General features: G+C 68.3%; 14 protein-coding genes. 10 read left to right on the top strand and 4 right to left on the bottom strand.

All coding sequences use genetic code 11. From position 1 onward, the window contains the following. Positions 1-37: 37 nt before the first annotated feature. From AB0H36_RS27330 to AB0H36_RS27300, 7 genes are all read left to right on the top strand, one after another. Positions 38-1,528, top strand: a complete 1,491-nt coding sequence (locus AB0H36_RS27330; protein WP_360529265.1) for a pyridoxal-dependent decarboxylase — start codon at positions 38-40, stop codon at positions 1,526-1,528. Then, a complete protein-coding gene (locus tag AB0H36_RS27325; protein ID WP_360529262.1) occupies positions 1,525-3,147 on the top strand; it encodes an IucA/IucC family protein in 1,623 nt (540 codons plus the stop codon). The genes AB0H36_RS27330 and AB0H36_RS27325 overlap by 4 nt, the downstream gene beginning before the upstream one ends. 17 nt (positions 3,148-3,164) lie before the next feature. After that, complete coding sequence (locus AB0H36_RS27320) at positions 3,165-3,689, top strand: GNAT family N-acetyltransferase (RefSeq protein ID WP_360529259.1); 525 nt, start codon at positions 3,165-3,167, stop codon at positions 3,687-3,689. A 1-nt stretch (position 3,690) separates the two neighbouring features. After that, on the top strand, positions 3,691-4,971 hold the full coding sequence (locus AB0H36_RS27315) for a SidA/IucD/PvdA family monooxygenase (protein WP_360529256.1): 1,281 nt from the start codon (positions 3,691-3,693) through the stop codon (positions 4,969-4,971). Next, complete coding sequence (locus AB0H36_RS27310; RefSeq protein WP_360529253.1) at positions 4,968-6,716, top strand: IucA/IucC family protein; 1,749 nt, start codon at positions 4,968-4,970, stop codon at positions 6,714-6,716. The genes AB0H36_RS27315 and AB0H36_RS27310 overlap by 4 nt, the downstream gene beginning before the upstream one ends. A gap of 68 nt (positions 6,717-6,784) precedes the next feature. Further along, the gene (locus AB0H36_RS27305) at positions 6,785-7,825 is read left to right on the top strand and encodes a hypothetical protein (protein WP_360529250.1); all 1,041 of its coding nucleotides are present in this window, start codon (positions 6,785-6,787) and stop codon (positions 7,823-7,825) included. A 9-nt stretch (positions 7,826-7,834) separates the two neighbouring features. Then, entirely contained in the window at positions 7,835-8,869 is a 1,035-nt protein-coding gene (locus tag AB0H36_RS27300; protein ID WP_360529247.1) for a hypothetical protein, read from the top strand. 6 nt (positions 8,870-8,875) lie between these two features. On the opposite strand, the gene AB0H36_RS27295 is transcribed toward AB0H36_RS27300, so the two are convergent. After that, entirely contained in the window at positions 8,876-10,279 is a 1,404-nt protein-coding gene (locus AB0H36_RS27295) for an amidase (protein ID WP_360529244.1), read from the bottom strand. A 76-nt stretch (positions 10,280-10,355) separates the two neighbouring features. After that, positions 10,356-10,511 carry a hypothetical protein gene (locus tag AB0H36_RS27290; RefSeq protein WP_360529241.1) on the bottom strand — a complete coding sequence of 52 codons (156 nt, stop codon included), beginning with the start codon at positions 10,509-10,511 and terminating at the stop codon, positions 10,356-10,358. A gap of 609 nt (positions 10,512-11,120) precedes the next feature. Here AB0H36_RS27290 and AB0H36_RS27285 point away from each other — a divergent pair. After that, the gene (locus AB0H36_RS27285) at positions 11,121-11,840 is read left to right on the top strand and encodes a hypothetical protein (protein ID WP_360529239.1); all 720 of its coding nucleotides are present in this window, start codon (positions 11,121-11,123) and stop codon (positions 11,838-11,840) included. Between the two features lie 3 nt (positions 11,841-11,843). Here the strand turns inward: AB0H36_RS27285 and AB0H36_RS27280 are convergent, their stop codons facing one another. Next, complete coding sequence (locus AB0H36_RS27280) at positions 11,844-13,382, bottom strand: PfkB family carbohydrate kinase (RefSeq protein ID WP_360529235.1); 1,539 nt, start codon at positions 13,380-13,382, stop codon at positions 11,844-11,846. A 76-nt stretch (positions 13,383-13,458) separates the two neighbouring features. Then, on the bottom strand, positions 13,459-15,282 hold the full coding sequence (locus AB0H36_RS27275; RefSeq protein WP_360529232.1) for a hypothetical protein: 1,824 nt from the start codon (positions 15,280-15,282) through the stop codon (positions 13,459-13,461). A 405-nt stretch (positions 15,283-15,687) separates the two neighbouring features. On the opposite strand from AB0H36_RS27275, the gene AB0H36_RS27270 reads away from it, so the two are divergent. Together AB0H36_RS27270 and AB0H36_RS27265 are read left to right on the top strand one after the other, a co-directional pair. After that, positions 15,688-16,356: a class I SAM-dependent methyltransferase gene (locus tag AB0H36_RS27270; protein ID WP_360529229.1), complete on the top strand. Its 669-nt coding sequence runs from the start codon at positions 15,688-15,690 to the stop codon at positions 16,354-16,356. 188 nt (positions 16,357-16,544) lie between these two features. Further along, complete coding sequence (locus AB0H36_RS27265) at positions 16,545-16,964, top strand: DUF805 domain-containing protein (protein WP_360529226.1); 420 nt, start codon at positions 16,545-16,547, stop codon at positions 16,962-16,964. Positions 16,965-17,014 lie beyond the last annotated feature (50 nt).

Raw genomic sequence — 17,014 nt, 5'->3', positions numbered from 1 at the left:
ACTAAGGTTTACCTAACAACTTCTTCGGGAGATCTGGATGCCGCAACCTGCGCGTCTGACTGCGCTGCCCTCCCCGGTGCGCAGCCCGTTCACTTCGTGGCCGCTGGCCTCGATTGTCTCCGACCCGGGCCGTGGACCGTTGCCGGCCGGTTCGCCCGCCGACGTGCTGCGGCGGACCGCCGACGTCCTGGGGGAACCGCGCATTCCCTCGACCGGGGTCGGTGAGTCGGCCGCGCTGGACCTGATCGCGGGGCTGCTCGCGGACAACGGAATCGACCTCAGCCACCCGCACGCCGCGGCCCACCTGCAGCCGCCGGTCCTGCAGGTCGCGGTCGACGCCGACGCCTTGGCCTCGGCGAGCAACGCCTCGATGGACACCTACGACTCCGGCCCGGCGACGCTGGCGATCGAGCGCTGGGTCGTCAAGGCGCTGGCCGGCCTGGCCGGATTCGGTCCGGACGCGGACGGCGTACTCACTCCGGGCGGTTCGATCTCCAACCTGCTCGCCGTACTGATCGCCCGTGACAGCGCGGCCGCCGCGATCGGCGTCGACGTACGGCGCAACGGCCTGCAGGGTCTCGACCACCCGGTCGTGTTCTGCTCCGAGCTCGCCCACTTCTCGGTCCAGCGGGCCTGCGCGGCCCTCGGGCTCGGGGAGGAGGCCGCGGTCACCATCGCCGCCGACGAGAACTTCCGGATGCGCACCGACGTGCTGGCCGACGAGCTCGCCAAGCCCGGCCGCACCCCGGTCGCGGTGGTCGCCACGGCCGGTACGACGGACTTCGGATCGGTCGACCCGATCGCGCCGATCGCCGAGCTGGCCCGGCAGTACGGCGCCTGGGTGCACGTCGACGCGGCGTACGGGTTCGGTGCGCTGTTCTCCGACCAGCTCGCGCCGCTGCTGGCCGACCTTTCGCACGCGGACTCGGTGACGCTGGACCTGCACAAGATCGGCTGGCAGCCCGCCGCGACCAGCGTGCTGCTGGTGGCGGACAAGAACCGGTTCGCCTCCTTCGGCCGCTCGGTCGACTACCTGAACCCGACCGACGACATCGACTCCGGTCTGGACGGTCTGCTCGGCCGGAGCCTGCAGACCACCCGGCGTCCGGACGCGGTCAAAGTCGCCACCACGTTGACGGCATACGGGCGGGCCGGACTGGGCACAATGCTCGACACCTGTCACGAGCTCGCGCACGCCGCCGCGGCCCGGGTCGTTGCCGACAGCAACCTCGAGTTGCTGGCGCCGGTGACCCTGACCACGGTGTTGTTCCGGGTCGCGGGGGAGGGCCTGGAGGCGGCCGAGGCGGACGCCCTCCAGGGGGAGGTCCGGCGCCGGTTGCTGACGTCCGGGCGGGCGCTGATCGGCCGGACCAAGCTGCCGGCGCGGGGCGGCCGGCCGGCCGCGGTCGCGTTGAAGCTGACGCTGCTGAACCCGAACGCCACCGCGACGGACATCGAGGAGCTGCTCGACCAGGTCGTCGCCACCGGCCTGGACGTCCGGGCGGAGGGTGGCGAAGGAGCGGCGTGACAGTACCGTTGGCAGTTGCTGCCCATCTCAACGCGATCCTGCGGTGCTACACGCGGGAGACACCGGTCCAGGTCGCGGTCGGTCCGCTGACGTTCGACGTCGGCGAGTCGACTGTGACCGCGCGGGTCGAGCACGCGTCCCGGACCGGCCTGCACCAGTTCACCGACGTACTGGTGGACGGCGTGCCGCCGACGCCGGAGGACCTGGTCCGGTTGCTGTCCACCGGCGCGGACCCGGCCGAGGTCGACGACCTGGCGACGCGTACGGCGGAGTCGGTCCGCAACGTCGACCGGTTCGTCGCCGAGGCCGACGGCGAGCGTGGTCCGGGCCGGTTCCTCGAGATGGAGCAGGCACTGCTGTTCGGTCATCTGAACCACCCGGCGCCCAAGAGCCGGGACGGCCTGAGCGGTGACGAGCTGGCGGCGTACTCGCCGGAGCTCGGCGGCCGCTTCGCTGTGCACTGGTTCGAAGCCGACGCCGAGCTGGTGTCGTCGGACCAGGTGGCCGGCGCGCCCGCACTGCAGGGACTGGACGCTCTGCAGCTGATGGGCGCGCTGGCCGGCATCACTCCGTCGGCGGGCCGGGTGCTGATCCCGGCCCACCCGTGGCAGGCGGCGTCCGTGCTGCAGCGGCCACGGGTGGCCGAGCTCGCGTCGGCCGGCCGCGTCAAGGCGCTGGGTCCGCAGGGCGCTCAGTGGTACCCGACGTCGAGCCTGCGGACCGTCTACCACCCGGACCTGCCGGTGATGCTGAAGCTGTCGCTCGGTCTGCGGATCACCAACTCCCGCCGCGAGTCGACGCCGACCGAGCTGCGCCGCGGTCTGGAGATCAACAGGTTGCTGGACGCGGCGTACAACGCCGGTACGGCGACCGCCCATCCGCGGTTCACCATCGTCCGCGATCCGGCGTGGGTGGCCCTGGACGAGGGCGGACCCACGCTGACCGGGCTGGACGTCGCCGTACGGGAGGTGCCGGCCGATGTTGACAGCTACGCGTGCCTGGCCGGACTGGTCGCGCCGCGGCCCGGTGGCGTCAGCCGGTTGAGCGAGTACGCCGCTGAGGACCCGGCTGGGTGGGTGGCGTCGTACATCGACAACGTGCTGATCCCGATGCTGCACCTGTACGCCGAGACCGGGATCGGGCTCGAGGCGCATCAGCAGAACACTCTGGTGCGACTGGACGGCGCGGGGCGGATCAAGGGTGGCGCGTATCGGGACAACCAGGGCTACTACCTGGCTTCGTCGTACCTGCGTGGTCTGTTGGGTGTGACCGGGATGCGGGACTCGACGTTGGCGGTTGTCGATGATCCGATTGTCGACGATCGACTGACCTACTACCTGCTGCACAACCAGGCTCTGGCCGTCGTGGGGTGTCTGGCCTATGACGGGATCGCCGACGAGGACGCGCTGCTCGGTGTGGTACGCGATCGGCTGAAGCTCGCGTTGCCGTTGCTGAAGGCTGCGGGGCCGGATGGCGATCGGCTGGCTCGCCGGTGGCTGGAGGCGGACACGTTGCCGTGCAAGGCGAACATGCTGACCCGGCTGCGTGGCATCGACGAGGTCGTTGCGCCTTTGGATGCTCAATCGGTCTACCTCGACATTCCGAATCCGCTGCGATGAGGTGCGACGTCCGACCGATGTTGCATCTGGACAACGGCTTCGACCTTCGACCCGCAGGGCCTGACGACGCCGCCACGATCGCGCTCTGGATGGCGCAGCCGCACATCAAGCGCTGGTGGCACCAGGACTGGTCGGTCGAGCGGTGGGTGGAGGAGCTCAGCACGCAGACGGCGGGGGAGCACTCGACGCCTTGTGTGGTGTCGGTCGACTCGGAGGACTTCGGGTACGTCGAGCTCTACCGGGTGCGGTACGACCGGCTGGCCGAGTACTACCCGAGCGACGACCACGACTGGGGTGTGCACGTCGCCATCGGCGACCACACGCGGATCGGCCGCGGCCTCGGCCGCCGGTTGCTGCGCGCACTGGCCGACGCCCTGCTGGAGTCCGACCCGGACTGCCGGCGGGTCGTCGCCGAACCCGACATCGACAACACGCAGTCCGTCCGGGCGTTCGCCGCGGCCGGCTTCGTCCGGCAAGGGGAGCTACAGCTTCCCGACAAGACAGCACTACTGATGGTCCGCACCCGGACCGTGGAGGCATGACATGTATGACGTGATCGCGATCGGCTGCGGGCCCTTCAACCTGGGCCTCGCCGCGCTGGCCGACGGCGTGGACGACGTACGCATCGCCGTGCTGGACAGCCGTCCGGAGTTCACCTGGCACCGCGGGCTGATGTTCGACGACGCGATGCTGCAGGTGTCGTTCCTGGCCGACCTGGTCAGCCTGGTGGAGCCGGCGCACCCGCTGTCGTTCCTGTCGTACCTGCGGGACAACGACCGGCTGTACCAGTTCTACGTCCGGGAGAAGTTCCACCCGACCCGCCGGGAGTACGAGGCCTACCTGCGCTGGTGCGCGGCGCAGCTGGACTCGCTGCACTTCGGCCACCACGTCCAGGACGTCTCGTGGGACGGCTCGGTGTTCCATTTGACCGTGGAGCGCGCTGACGGGGTCGAGGTGTTGGCGGCGCGGCATCTGGTGGTCGGTGTGGGCACTGAGCCGTTTGTGCCTGCTGCGTTGAGCGGTCTGCCGCAGGAGCGCTTCCTGCACTCTGCCGACTACCTGTTCCGCCGGGACGACCTGCTGCGGGCAGGGCGTGTGACCGTCGTCGGCTCAGGACAGTCCGGCGCCGAGTGTGCACTCGACCTGCTGCGTGCCAACGGCTCTGGTGGGCCTGCTGTGTCGTGGCTGACCCGTACGCCGTCGTTCGCGCCGCTGGACTACTCGAAGCTCGTGCTGGAGATGACGACACCGTCGTACGTCGACTACTTCCACGCACTGGAGGAGCCGACGCGCGACAAGCTGGTCAAGGAGCAGTGGCGGCACTACAAGGGCATCTCGTCCGACACGCTCGACGACATCCACGACGTGCTCTACCAGCGTGACCTCGGTGCTGGGCCAGTCGCTCCGGTCGAGCTGCAGTCCGGCGTAGGCGTCGTGTCCGCCGAGGCCCGTGCCGACGGCATCGAGCTGACGCTGCACCACGCCGACAGCGGCAAGAACTTCCAGCACTTCACCGACGCGGTCGTGGCCGCGACTGGCTATCGCAACCGCCCGCTGCCCTTCATGACTGCGGTGGAAGAGCAGGTACGGCGCGACGCGGCCGGCCGGTGGATCATCAACAGGGACCACAGCGTCGCCACCGAGGACACCCTGACCGGCCGGCTCTTCGTCTCGAACGCTGACCTGCACAGCCACGGTGTCGCAGCGCCGGACCTCGGGATCGGCGCCATCCGCAACGCCACGATCCTCAACGCCGTGGCCGGCCGCGAGGTGTTCCGGCTGCCGAAGTCCACCGCCTTCACCAACTTCACCATCCCCGGATGAACCACTGGACCCGGTGTTCGTCGGAGCTGCTGGCGAAGCTGATCTCCCAGTTCTGCACCGAGAACCTGCTGCAGCCGGTCGACAATCGCTTGGACCTCGGCGCGGTGTCTTACACCTTCACCGCGACCCGGGGCGCGTTCGGTAGCTGGCGGGTGGCGCCGGACTCGGTACACCGTACGACGGCCGGCATCCTCGGCAACGACGAGAGTGAGGTCGCGACGGACCCAGTGCAGTTCCTGGTCGACGCGGCCGACGTACTGGGGCTGGACGGGTCCACTGTGGCTGGGTACGTGGCTGAGTTGGCCAGCACGTTGGCGGCCGACGTACGGATGGCGTCTACGGCTGCCGCGCGGTCCGAGTTGCTGGACCTCCACCACAGCCGGCTGGAAGGTCATCTGACCGGACACCCGTTGCTGGTGGCCAACAAGGGTCGACTGGGGTTCTCTGCCGAGGACAGCCTGCGGTATGCGCCGGAAGCACGCACCCCGCTGCGTTTGGTGTGGCTCGCCGTACGTCGGGGGCTTGCAGAGTTCCGTGGTACGCCGGACCTGTCGGAGCACGCTGTGGTCGGGCGTGAGCTCGGTCCGGAGGCGCTAGAGGCGTTCCGGGGTCAACTGGTCGATCCGGACTCGTACGTTTGGTTGCCTTGCCACCCGTGGCAGCTGGACCACGTCGTACGGACGCAGTGGGCGCGTGAGCTGGCCAACGGGGAGATCGTCGTCCTGGGGGAGGGGCCGGACGACTACCTGCCGACGCAGTCGATCCGGACGATGGTGAACATCTCCCAGCCGCTGCGCTACCAGGTGAAGCTGCCGCTGAAGATCCTCAACACCTCGGTGTACCGCGGCATCCCCGAGCACTGCACGCTGGCGGCGCCGATGATCACCCAGTGGCTGCGCGGGCTGTGGTACCGCGACGAGGTCCTTGGCCGGCTCGGCACCGAACTGCTCGGCGAGGTCGCGTCCGTCACCGTCCGGCACCCGCAACTCTCGAGTGCCCCCGGTATCCCGTACCAGTGGGCCGAGACCCTCGGCTGCATCTGGCGCGACCCACTGGACCCACGCCTGCTGCCGAACGAGACCGCTTGGGCGCTGGCCGCCGTACTCCACACCACCCCCGAAGGCCCCCTGGTCCAGGCCCTCATCGAGAAGTCCGGCGCCACCCCGCGCGAATGGATCTCACACCTTCTCTCCGCCGTCCTCCGCCCCCTCCTGCACCTGATGCACCACTACGGCATCACCGTGAACCCCCACGGCGAAAACCTGGCCGTCATCTGCGGCCCCGAAGGCCTCCCCGCCCGCATCGTCATCAAAGACCTCGTCGACGACATCAACATCTCCACCACCCCCATCCTTGCCCGAGGCCCCGAACCCGACTCCCACACCAGAGTCCTCCCCCGAAAACCCTGGCCCATCCTCCGCCAGTACCTGGTAGACGCCCTCCTCCTAGGCGTCCTCAACCCGCTCGCCAACCTCCTCGAGGAATCCAACCTCCTAACCCCCGAAACCTTCTGGGGCCTGGCTCGAGGCGAAGTAGACCTCTACGCCAACACCTTCCCGGAGTACGCCGACCGCCTCCACGCCACCGCCCTCCTCGGCGAAACCTTCACCCGCTACCCCCTCAACGCCTACCGCCTAACCCTCGGCTACACCGACCTGGACACCCGCCCACCCATCCCCTCCACCGGCACCATCCCCAACCCGCTGCACACCGCCGACTCGATCCCGCCATTGCGACAGTGGTAGTGCGACCCCTTCCTGGGTAGGAATCATTTCGCGGGCCTTATCTGTTCGCGCTCTGGGGAGGGGGATCCGTGGACAGATTGTTGCTTCTCTCGTCCGACAACAAACGGCGTTACGCCGAGGACATCCAGACGGTGCTGGCGGCGCCGGAGGGTGTACTCGTGCAGTTCCGCTATCGCGACCGATGGGTCACTCCCGCGGTGCGGCGGGCTGTGTCGAGTCGGCAGGTCGAGGGCATCCGCGCAGTACTCGGCTTCGCTGCGAACACGTCGACCAGCGATCCCTTCGTGGTGCCGATCCGCTATGCCACCGTCGCCAAAGCCGAGAAGGTGGCGCATATGTTCATCTTCCAGTTGCGCATCGGCGGCTACACGAATCTGCAGGGCTATCCAGACTCGTTACCGGGCATCGTCACCCAGAGCCGGATCGCTATCGACCAGTTGACTGCCTTCGAGAATGGCGTGTTCCATTCCGCCACCTCGAACTTCCCACGGATGCCGGAGGAGACTTCTGACAACGCACCCGACCGCTGGCTTGCAGCGGCGGAGCGGCTGGCCCTTCACCCAACCTATGAGAACGCATTCTTCCTGCGCGTCGCTTCGATCGAGACCTACCAGGGGAAGGTGGTGCGATGCGACAAGGACGGGCGACTCGAGGCAATCGACGGTCAGTCGCTGCGTATCGTCACGAACATCTACACCAAGCGGTACGTACCGGACTCCGGCTTCAAACTGACCTGCACCCCCGGCGGGCCGAATCTGCGAATCGCGTCGGACGAGGTCTACGACGTTGCGCTGAAGTACGACGCCGTCGATTTCTGGCTGTTCCCTGCGGTGCAGAACTACGACACGTTCTCGCGGGTCAAGATCAGCCTGGCCAGCGAGACGACGCGCGTGCCAACGGTCCCCGCACACGTCCCCCTGTCATTCCGCATCAATCGGTCGAGATCGCGGACTGTTCGTCGCTGGTTCGCGGCCAGCTCTGGAGCCGTACTGGTCGCACTACCGGCCATTCTTGGAGACGGGTCGCCGCTGTCCCTGCGGATCGCCGCTGCCTTGGCCGGCGCCGGCCTGCTCGCGATGAGTGGCGCCGCGCAGAACTCACCGAAGTAGGAGCCGACGATGCGTCTATTGCTGCTGTCCTCCGACGATCGCCAACGGTATGCCGAGGACATCCAGACCGCTCTCGCCGCGCCGCCCGGCGCGATCCTGCAATTCCGCTATCGCGAGAGATGGGTGGAACCGGCGATACAGCGCGCGGTTCCGAGCCATCAAGCCGACGGCCTCCGCGCCGTCCTGGGCTTCGTCGCGAGCGGCAGCGACCCGTTCATTCTGCCGATTCGATACGCCACAGTCGTCCGGGCCGAGTGTGTCGCTGATATGTTCATCTTCAAGTTGCGGGTTGGTGGCTACTTGAACCTGCAGCACGAGTATCCGCTGTCGTTTGCCGACATCGTCGCCAAGAGCCGGGTTACGTCGAGTCAGCTGACGAGGAACGAGAATGCGCGGTTCTATCCGGCCACGTCGAGCTTCCCGCAGATGCCGGAGGAGATCACCGACGATGCCCCCGAGAGGTGGCTGGCCACTGCTCCGCGGCTCGCCCTGCATCCCACCTTCGCGAACTCGTACTTCCTTCGAGTCGCACCGGTCGAGACTCAGCAGGACAGGTCGCTACAGTTCGACGACGAGGGGCGAGTCCGTGCGGTCGACGGCCAGTCGCTCCGGATCGTGACCAACATCTTCGCCGAGACGTACGCGCCGAAGGCGGAGTACAAGCTGACCTGCACGACCGGTGGCACCAACGTGCGGGTTGCCTCCGACGAGGTGTACTACGTCAGGCTCCGGTACGACTCGGTCGAGTTCTGGCTGCACCTGGCCGCGCAGAACTACGACACGCTGTCCGGTGTGAAGGTCAGCCTGGCGAGCGAGAAGGACGGCGCCAAGACGATTCCGGCGCACGTCGGGATTCCCTTGCTGGTCAGCCGGTCGAGGTCGCGGATGCTTCGGCGGTGGAGTGCGGCCAGTGCGGGCGCGGTTCTGGTGGCGTTGCCGGCGATTCTCGGGGAGGGGTCTCCTCTGGGCGTGCGGATCGCGGCGGCGTTGGTCGGGGCTGGTCTGTTGGCCTTGAGCGGTGCCGTGCTCAGCTCTCCGAAATAGCCGTGCTCAGCTCTCCGAAAGTGAGGTCGGGGGGCCGTGGCGCCAGAGTTTCAGGTCTTCGTCTATGCGGATGGCGAGGGCCAGGAGGTTGGCTTCGTGTTCGGGGAGGGTGGCCAGGGAGAGGCCTACGGGGAGGGCGCGGGCGTCGAAGCCGGCGGGGACGCTGAGGGCGGGGAAGTCGGCGATGGACCACGGGACCGAGAGGCGGATGCGGGGGCCTTTGGGTGGGCGGCTGTGGTCGATCAGTGGGGGAGCGGCGTCGATCGTGGGATGGGCGATCGCGTCCAGGCGGTGGGACTGCATGAGTTGGCGCCAGTCGCGGGTCCACTGGTCGCGGAGGCGGAGCGCCTCGTTGTAGCGCTGCGGGCTGATGCGTTCGCCCTTGCGGACGCGCTCGCGGACCTGGGGTGTGTAGAGGTGGCTGTGCGGGACGAGGGCGTCGTGGATCTGGTGTGCTTCGCTCTCGTTGATTGTGTCGAAGACGCCGGTGGACTTCTCCAGGACGACCTTGGTGTTGGACGGGTTCTCGATCTCGACCAGTACGGCGCCGCGGCCGACGAGCAGGTCGAGCGCTTCCCGGCAGACCACCGCGATGCGTTCGTCGACGCGTTGCCACGACATCTCGATCGGCAGGCCGATGCGGACACCGGTGAGGTCGTCCGGTGGCCCGAGCGGGTACGGCGGGCAGGGTTCGTTCAGCGAAGCCGGGTCCCGCGGGTCGTGGCCGGCCAGGACGCGCATGAGGAGCGAGATGTCGAGCATCCGGCGGGCCATCGGGCCGGCGACGTCGAACGACGGGCTCAGCGGGATGACGCCGTACCGGGAGATGCGGCCGCGGGCGCTGCGCAGGGTGGAGACGCCGCAGGCGGCCGCCGGGATGCGGAGCGAACCGCCGGTGTCGGTCCCGGTCGCGATCGGGACCATGCGCCCGGCGAGCGCGGCCGCAGATCCACCTGACGATCCACCAGGAGTACGGCGGACGTCCCACGGGTTGGCCGTCGGAGTGGACGCCGTGCCGTAGGCGAACTCGTGGGTCGTCGTCTTGCCGAGCATCCCGGCGCCGGCGGCGGCGAGTCGTTCCCAGACGGCGGCGTCCTCGGCCGGGACGTAGGTGGCCAGCACCTGGCTGCCCGCGGTCGTGAGCACTCCTTTGGTGAGGAACACGTCCTTCACCGCAACCGGTACGCCGGCCAGCGGGCCGACCGGCCCGCCCGCCGCCCGGGCCTCGTCCGCTCGGAGTGCGGCCTCCAGCGCCAGCTCGGGTGTGAGGGTGACGAAGGCACGGACGGCAGGCTCCACCAGGTCGATCCGGCGCAGGCAGTCCTCGACGAGCTCGCGCGCGGACAGCCGGCGCTGCTCCAGTAATCGGAGCACCTCGGTCAGGCTGAGATCCGCGGCGGAGTCACTCACGTCTGCGAGCCTACGAAAAAATACCCGCCCGGGGAGCCCCGGGCGGGTGTCGAGCAGTTGGGATTGCCGGTCGAGATCAGCGTCCCATCGCGGCGGCCACGTTGTAGAGGCCGAAGCAGAAGACCATGACCACTCCGAAGAGCAGAATGAACAGGATCTGTTTCCAGAAGGAGATCAGGAGTATCGCACTGGCCAGCACGACGACGGTCGCGACGAATTCGTTGGGAGGCATGGCGTTTCCTCTTTTCCTTCGGTTCACTTCCCTTGGTTGCTTGTCTTTCGCCGATCCTGGGTTAGAGTGAGTCGGCGTATCGGCGGTTCTGGTTACGCTTTCAGTGAACGTCACGACAATCGGTTGTCAATCCAGAAAAATTGGCACCACCGGCTATGTCCGGACATGATTTTGGCATCGTGTCCGCAGCGGTGGCTGCGGCTTTGGCGGCGGCTGGCAGTACGCCGGCGCGTTTCGGCGTACCGTTTCGCGCCAGTTGGCACACCGGACCTGCCAACTGGCAGCCAGGAGATCAACACGCCGCCAAAACTCGTATGTTTGGGAAGTTGCGATGACGCCGCAACGGTCGGCTAGCATGCAGGCGTGGTGATCAGCGCCGCCGGCCCGGCGGCTTCCGCGGTCGTCCCACCGCCTCCAGCCCCAGCAGCAGCGCCTCCCCGAGCCGCCCGGTTCTTCCTCGATGATTGCCGAAGGCCCGCCCCGGAGTTCGCCGACCTGCTGGCCGATGCCGTGCGCCGGCACCGGGTGCCGCACCGGGCGCTGACCGTTCGCACCCTGCTGCACCTGCCACGGCTGGCCCGTCCCAACGGCACCGTCGGCCGGAACCAGGTGATCGCCGAGCTGAATCGCAACGCGGGCCGGTTGGCACACGACCAGCGGAGTATCCAGAATCTCATTCCGCAGGACGAGTACGCGCTCTCGGATCTGCGTTTCGTGCGGCTCGGACATCTCGAGGCGGATCAGATCTTCAGCCGCCTGCATTACCTGCGCAGCGCCCGCCCGGGATCACTCAACTTTGCCCTGGTCGATCCGGTGAACAAGCTTCCGGTGACGTTGTGCAGTGTTTCGTCGCTGGAATGGATGCGGGTCGGACGACAGTTGCAGGCGCAGTTCGGGGTCCCGCTGGGCGCGGCCTGGGACGTGTCCCGGGTGTATTCGTTCGACGTCGCGCCGCCGAATGCGATCTCCTTTCTGCTGGCGAAAGTCCGGCAGGTGATCCGGCGGGAGATTCCGGCGGTTCAACTGCTCACCACCGCGGTCGATCCGAATTTGGGATTCGTCGGCTCGAGCTACCGGGCGGCCAACTGGCAGCAGTGGATGTCCATCGAGGCACGGCCCTACCTGTACGTCGACGGCGTCTACGCCAGCCCCCGTCAGCTCCGGACTCGGTTCGGCGGCGCCAACCTCGCCGAACTGCGCGCCGCCTACCCGCACGGCCGCTTCGAGCAGAGCCGGGCAAAGCTGCTCGACTCGGTCATCTACTGCTGCCGCATCCGCGGCGAGACCGAGCCTGTTCCCGTGGTCGAGCAGCGCCGTCTCCGCCGCTGACCTTCAGGCGGTGCCGCCGTTCGCGCTGAACGGAGAGCGCGCGAGAAGACCCTCGATACGCTTGCGGTCGGGCATGGAGTTGGACAGCGGGAAGTCGGCGGTGGCGCACGACATGGCGGCGGCGGCCCAGATCGCCACCTTCTCGTTGAACTTCCGGTTGTTGTCGATGAGCTTGGCCGCGAGCGCCGCGCAGAAGGCGTCCCGGGCCGCCGACGACTCTTTGTAGATGGACGGGATCGTCGGCACCATCAGGACGTCGTGGGCCGGGCCGGAGTAGACCGTGCAGCCGCCGTTGACCAGCATGCAGAGCGTCTCGACGCCGAAGGCGAGCAGGTTCCGGGCGACCGGGTCCGGGTCGAACGGGCCGTGTCCCTGCGAGGCGAAGCTGCCGAGCTCCCAGGGGTGCGCGACGAGGTAGTCGATCCGGCCGAACGTGTCACCCGAGATGCGCTCGTCCTCGTACGGCTGGCCCGGGGTGACGATCGCCACCGGGCGGTTGTCCGGGTCGCGGTGGGCGATCGCCAGCGTGTGCTGCATCGTCGCGCGCGGCACCTCGAACGTCATCAGCAACGCGTCGCACGCGATCAGCTGCTCGTACCGGTCGTTCATGTCCTCCGGGGCCAGGAAGACCTCGGCCTGGTTGCGCCAGTTGACCGCGATGCTGTCGCCGAGCTCCTTCTCGAAGACTCCGGTGAACGGCGTACGGCCGTCGCGCACCCGCTTGACAACTGAGGTGTCGACCCCTTCGTCCCGCAGGTACTGCACGATCTCGTCGCCGAAGCGGTCGTCGGCGACTGCGGCGATCAGGGAAGTGTGCAGGCCGAGACGGGCCGCTGCGACCGCCTGGTTCAGGCCTTTGCCGCCGGGGGACAGGTCGAAGCTGTACGCCTCGCTCGACGTCTCCGGCGCAGGCAGGGTTCGCATCCGGAAGGTCGCGTCCATCACCGCGCCGCCGACCACGACGATCCGGCCGGCCGGTGCGACGTCGACGGCCGGGGCGGCGTCGAGCATCACGACGGTCTTCGAGCCGACCGAGTAGATGTCGCGGCGGATCAGTTGGTTGGCGAGCTCCCGCAGTACGGCGGGTTCGGTCGTGCCGCGGAGCGCACGGTCGCTCGGGGCCTCGCCGGGCTGGTGGCCGAGGGCCTGGTGCAGGCGGTGCCAGTTGCCGAGCAGGGTCTCGCGGCGGCGGCCGAGCGAGGTGCTGTAAAGCGAACGTGTGATCCGGTCCTCGATGCCGGCCTGGCTGTGGTTGTCGGCGTGCAGTCCGAGGGCGAGGATTGCGTCGGCGACGATCTGCTGGGTGCCGTGGAGGTCGTCGCGGACGCAGGTGGCCACCAGGTCGAAGGCGGCCGAGGCGACGTCGAGCTCGTGGACGGTGGCGAACCGGCGGGTCGCGGCCAGCTCCATGAGTGGGGCCGCGATGCCGGTTCGGGTCGCGTGCAACCGGGCGACGGTCAGGCCGTCGTGGGTGCGCAGCTTTTCGAGCACGCTGGCAAGCAGCAGCACATCCGCGGTCTGCTTGTCGCTGCGGTTGGTCATCCGGCCCCCGGGCTCCTGATCCGTCTCAAACCAAGTATGCGGATCAGCGGCCCACCGGGGAAACCGGATGCGCGCGTCAACGGAGGGCGGTGAGCCAGGTGGCGGCTTGTTTGGCTTGGGTCAGGCGGCGTTCGTAGGTGGCGCCGACGGCGAGGAGGATGGCGCCGGCGGTGCCCAGGGTGATCCAGCGGGGGATCAGCGGGGCTACCTCGAGGAACTGCCAGATGCCGATCTTGGCCAGGACGGCGGCGCCGATGACGAAGGGCGCCTGGAGGCCCAGTTGGGCGCCCAGGACGATGACGGCCACGGCGGCGGCCACGACGAGGGTGAGGCGGATCCAGCTGTCGTTGCCATCGGCAATCAGTGCGGAGGGGACCAGGCCGATCAGCAGGCCGGGGCCGAGGAAGATCCAGCTGGGCTGGTCGCGCCAGGCCAGCACGCCGATCGCGATCATAACGATCGCAGGCGGGACGGTGAACCACTCGATCGTGGTGGCGCCGGCGGACAGGACGAACGCGGTGTTGGCGACCATCAGCAGCAGGCCGGCCACCAGCAGGGCGGGGCGCCGGGCCTGGTTCATGCCATACGCAACCAGCGGTGCGGCGGCGATCGTGAGCACGACCCCGGTGGCGGACTCGGTGGACACCAGGACGGCGACGACCTCAGCGATCAGTACGGCGCTCGCCGACGACCACATCAGCACGCGCTCCAGCGGCCGGCCGATGTACCGGCAGGCGAGGCCGATGCCGCACGCCCCGATTACGGCGAGGCTGACCGCACCCGCCCACAGGCCGATCAACTCGTCCAGCACGAACATCACGACCGCGAATTGCGCGCCCGCACTCGCCACCCCTGCGGCCGGGACCGCGTCGACCACCTTGCGCAGCGCGGCGAAGACGGCCAGTACGGCGACGATACCGGCGATGAACCCGAGTTGCCGGACGTCCGCCTGCCACAGGCAGAACATGAGGTTGACCGAGGCAACGGTGATGGCCGCCGTGTGCAGGACCAACGAGATCGTTCCGGTACGGCGACCTCGCAGGACCACCGCGATCCCGAGCGCCGCGAAGAGGCCGGTGGTCAGCCAGCGACCCGGCCCGGGGACCTGCGGTAGGCACGTCGCGACGACGAACCCGGCGGCCACAGCGCAGACTGCCTCGCCGAGCCCCTGGGTGATGGATGCCGGGAGCGGCCGCTTCCGCAGGATGAGGACGCCGGTGGCTGCGGCGACGCAAACCACCACGGTGGTGGCGACGACTGTCGCGAGCCCCGTCGTGAACCAGGTGGTGTCGAAGGTGACGGAGTAGGTGACCATCAGGCCAAGGAAGGTCCGGGCCATCCCGGTGACCAGGATGCCGCAGAAGACGACGGCCGAGGTGATCTCCCCGGTACGCCGGACGATCGCCGTACCCTTCGAAGACAGGACCAGTGTGGCGACCACCTGGGCGAGCAGAGCGGCGAGCAGCCACGGCAGGCTGACCCGGTCGGCGAGGACCAGCGGAAGTGGGAGCTGGCCGGCAATAACCGTGGTGACGCCGAAGGTGACGACCTTCGGCGCGAACCGAGTCATCAGCAGGTTGACCAGGGCAACGGCCGCGAAGACGATCGCGCTGTAGGTCAGGTCGTCGACGGTCTCGGCGGAGAACAGTCCGAGGGCGCGGGCGCCGTACAGGTCGAGGATGAGGAGGCCGGAGCCGAGGATGCCGAGGGCTTCGGCGGACGAGGCCAGGGAGGTGCGGCTCGCGGGGACGGCGCCGACGAAGGCGAGAGCGGCGAGGGTGCCGATGATGCCGGCTTGCGCGGCGACGGGGAGGCTGTCCCAGTTGACGGCGAGGAAGGTGACGCCTGCCGCGAGAAGCAGGAGTACGCCGAGGCTGAGCAGGGTGGCCTGTGGACTCAACCGGCGGCGCGGAGGTGCGGGACGCCGTGCCGGTTCAGGTGGTGGTGGGAGCGGCTGCTGGAAGCTGGTCGCCGGCCGTCGGATCGGGGGAGGGGACTGAACCGGCGCCGAGACTCCACGCGGCGGAGGCGGTGGGTAGTAAGGAGCAGGTGGGTAGGCAGGAGCCGGGGGCGGGACGGTCGGCGCGGGGCGTGGTGGCGCTTCCACCTTGAGGTGTAGCAGTGTGTGACAAGCCGGGCACTCCAGCGGGGCGGAGACCTGCGTGTTCATGGCATTCCTCCTGAGTCTCACCTCACTATGTCGACGCGGAACGGGTGGCCGCGTGAGTACGTCTACTCAATTCGTGACGTAGGCTGCTGCGGTCTGCCGGTCGTCCAGATTGGCGTGACGAACACGGGGAGCACGATGAACACTGGACATGTCGAGCTCGCAAGGGCTCAGCAGGAACGCTGGCAGACGGCGTACGAGCAGCAGCCGCACCTGCACGGGACGGAACCGTCCGCGGCCGCGCGCTGGGCCGCCGGGGCATTCGGTGCCGCAGGCATCGATGACGTCCTGGAGCTGGGCGCCGGGCAGGGGCGCGACGCGCTCTTCCTGGCGCGGCAGGGATTCAGCGTGCACGCCACGGACTTCTCCGAGTCCGCGCTCGACCAGCTCCGGCTGGACGCGCAGCGTGAGGGACTCGACGACCGCGTCACGGCGGCGCTGCACGACGTCCGCGACCCGCTGCCGCCGGCCGACGCGACCGTCAACGCGGTGTTCGCGAACATCCTGCTCAACATGGCGTTCTCGCGCGCCGAGCTGCGCTCACTGGTCGGCGAGATCCACCGCGTCCTGCGGCCGGGCGGGATCTTCGTGTACGCCGTCTGGTCGGCCGACGACCCGGGCTCGGGCCACTGGCAGGAGCTCGAGGACGGGTTGTCGGAGCACGACGGGTTCGCGGGCCGGTTCTTCGACGAGACGTTGATCCACGAGCTGGCGGAGCGCTGGCGGGTCGACGACATCACGACGTACACCGAGAGTGCCCGCCGGCTCTGGCGCGTCGCACTCGCGAAACCCAACCCAGCAAGCTGATTCGGCACTCTCCAGCAGGAAGCTGAAGCCGGCTCTAGCAGTACCCGGTTCCGAAAAGGTGAAGTTCACTCTAGCTGCGGCGCGCCAGGTTGCGGTGTGGTCACCAAAGCGAAAAGTTGCATTGACGAACCCGACCGGTTCCGACAAGCTCTGTCCGCGTCTCACATTCGACCATCGGAGAATCAGCAATGCAGTGGTACATCGAGGTCCTCAAGAAGTACGCCGTGTTCGACGGGCGAGCCCGGCGCAAAGAGTACTGGATGTTCGTACTCTTCAACGTCATCGTGTCGATCGTCCTGAGCATCGTCGACAACCTGATCGGGACGACGTACGGATCGGCGAACTCGGGTGTGATCAGCTCGATCTACAGCCTGGCGGTGCTGCTGCCGTCGATCGGTGTGGGCATCCGGCGGATGCACGACACCAACCGCAGCGGCTGGTGGATCCTGATCAACCTGATCCCGTGTGTCGGTTTCATCTGGTTCATCGTGCTGGCCGCCCAGGAGGGCACCGCCGGCGACAACCAGTACGGCCCCGACCCGAAGGCCGCCGAGCGTTTCGGCCAGCCGGGCGCGGGTCCGGCCGAGCCGGGCTACCCGACGGTCTGAGCTGCCCGTTCAGAGCTGACAGAACGCCCCGCGAACTCGTCGAGTTCGCG

Source organism: Kribbella sp. NPDC050820 (assembly GCF_040653975.1).
In the GTDB taxonomy this organism is placed as follows: domain Bacteria; phylum Actinomycetota; class Actinomycetes; order Propionibacteriales; family Kribbellaceae; genus Kribbella.
Note: the sequence above shows the minus strand (reverse complement) of the source record. Positions and strands in the feature narration are given on the sequence as shown.

Excerpts from the sequence above, each read along its gene's own strand:
- AB0H36_RS27330 (WP_360529265.1), top strand. The coding sequence starts at position 38 with ATGCCGCAACCTGCGCGTCTGACTGCGCTGCCCTCCCCGGTGCGCAGC.
- AB0H36_RS27320 (WP_360529259.1), top strand. The coding sequence starts at position 3,165 with ATGTTGCATCTGGACAACGGCTTCGACCTTCGACCCGCAGGGCCTGAC.
- AB0H36_RS27315 (WP_360529256.1), top strand. The coding sequence starts at position 3,691 with ATGTATGACGTGATCGCGATCGGCTGCGGGCCCTTCAACCTGGGCCTC.
- AB0H36_RS27310 (WP_360529253.1), top strand. The coding sequence starts at position 4,968 with ATGAACCACTGGACCCGGTGTTCGTCGGAGCTGCTGGCGAAGCTGATC.
- AB0H36_RS27300 (WP_360529247.1), top strand. The coding sequence starts at position 7,835 with ATGCGTCTATTGCTGCTGTCCTCCGACGATCGCCAACGGTATGCCGAG.
- AB0H36_RS27290 (WP_360529241.1), bottom strand. The coding sequence starts at position 10,511 with ATGCCTCCCAACGAATTCGTCGCGACCGTCGTCGTGCTGGCCAGTGCG.
- AB0H36_RS27280 (WP_360529235.1), bottom strand. The coding sequence starts at position 13,382 with ATGACCAACCGCAGCGACAAGCAGACCGCGGATGTGCTGCTGCTTGCC.
- AB0H36_RS27270 (WP_360529229.1), top strand. The coding sequence starts at position 15,688 with ATGAACACTGGACATGTCGAGCTCGCAAGGGCTCAGCAGGAACGCTGG.
- AB0H36_RS27265 (WP_360529226.1), top strand. The coding sequence starts at position 16,545 with ATGCAGTGGTACATCGAGGTCCTCAAGAAGTACGCCGTGTTCGACGGG.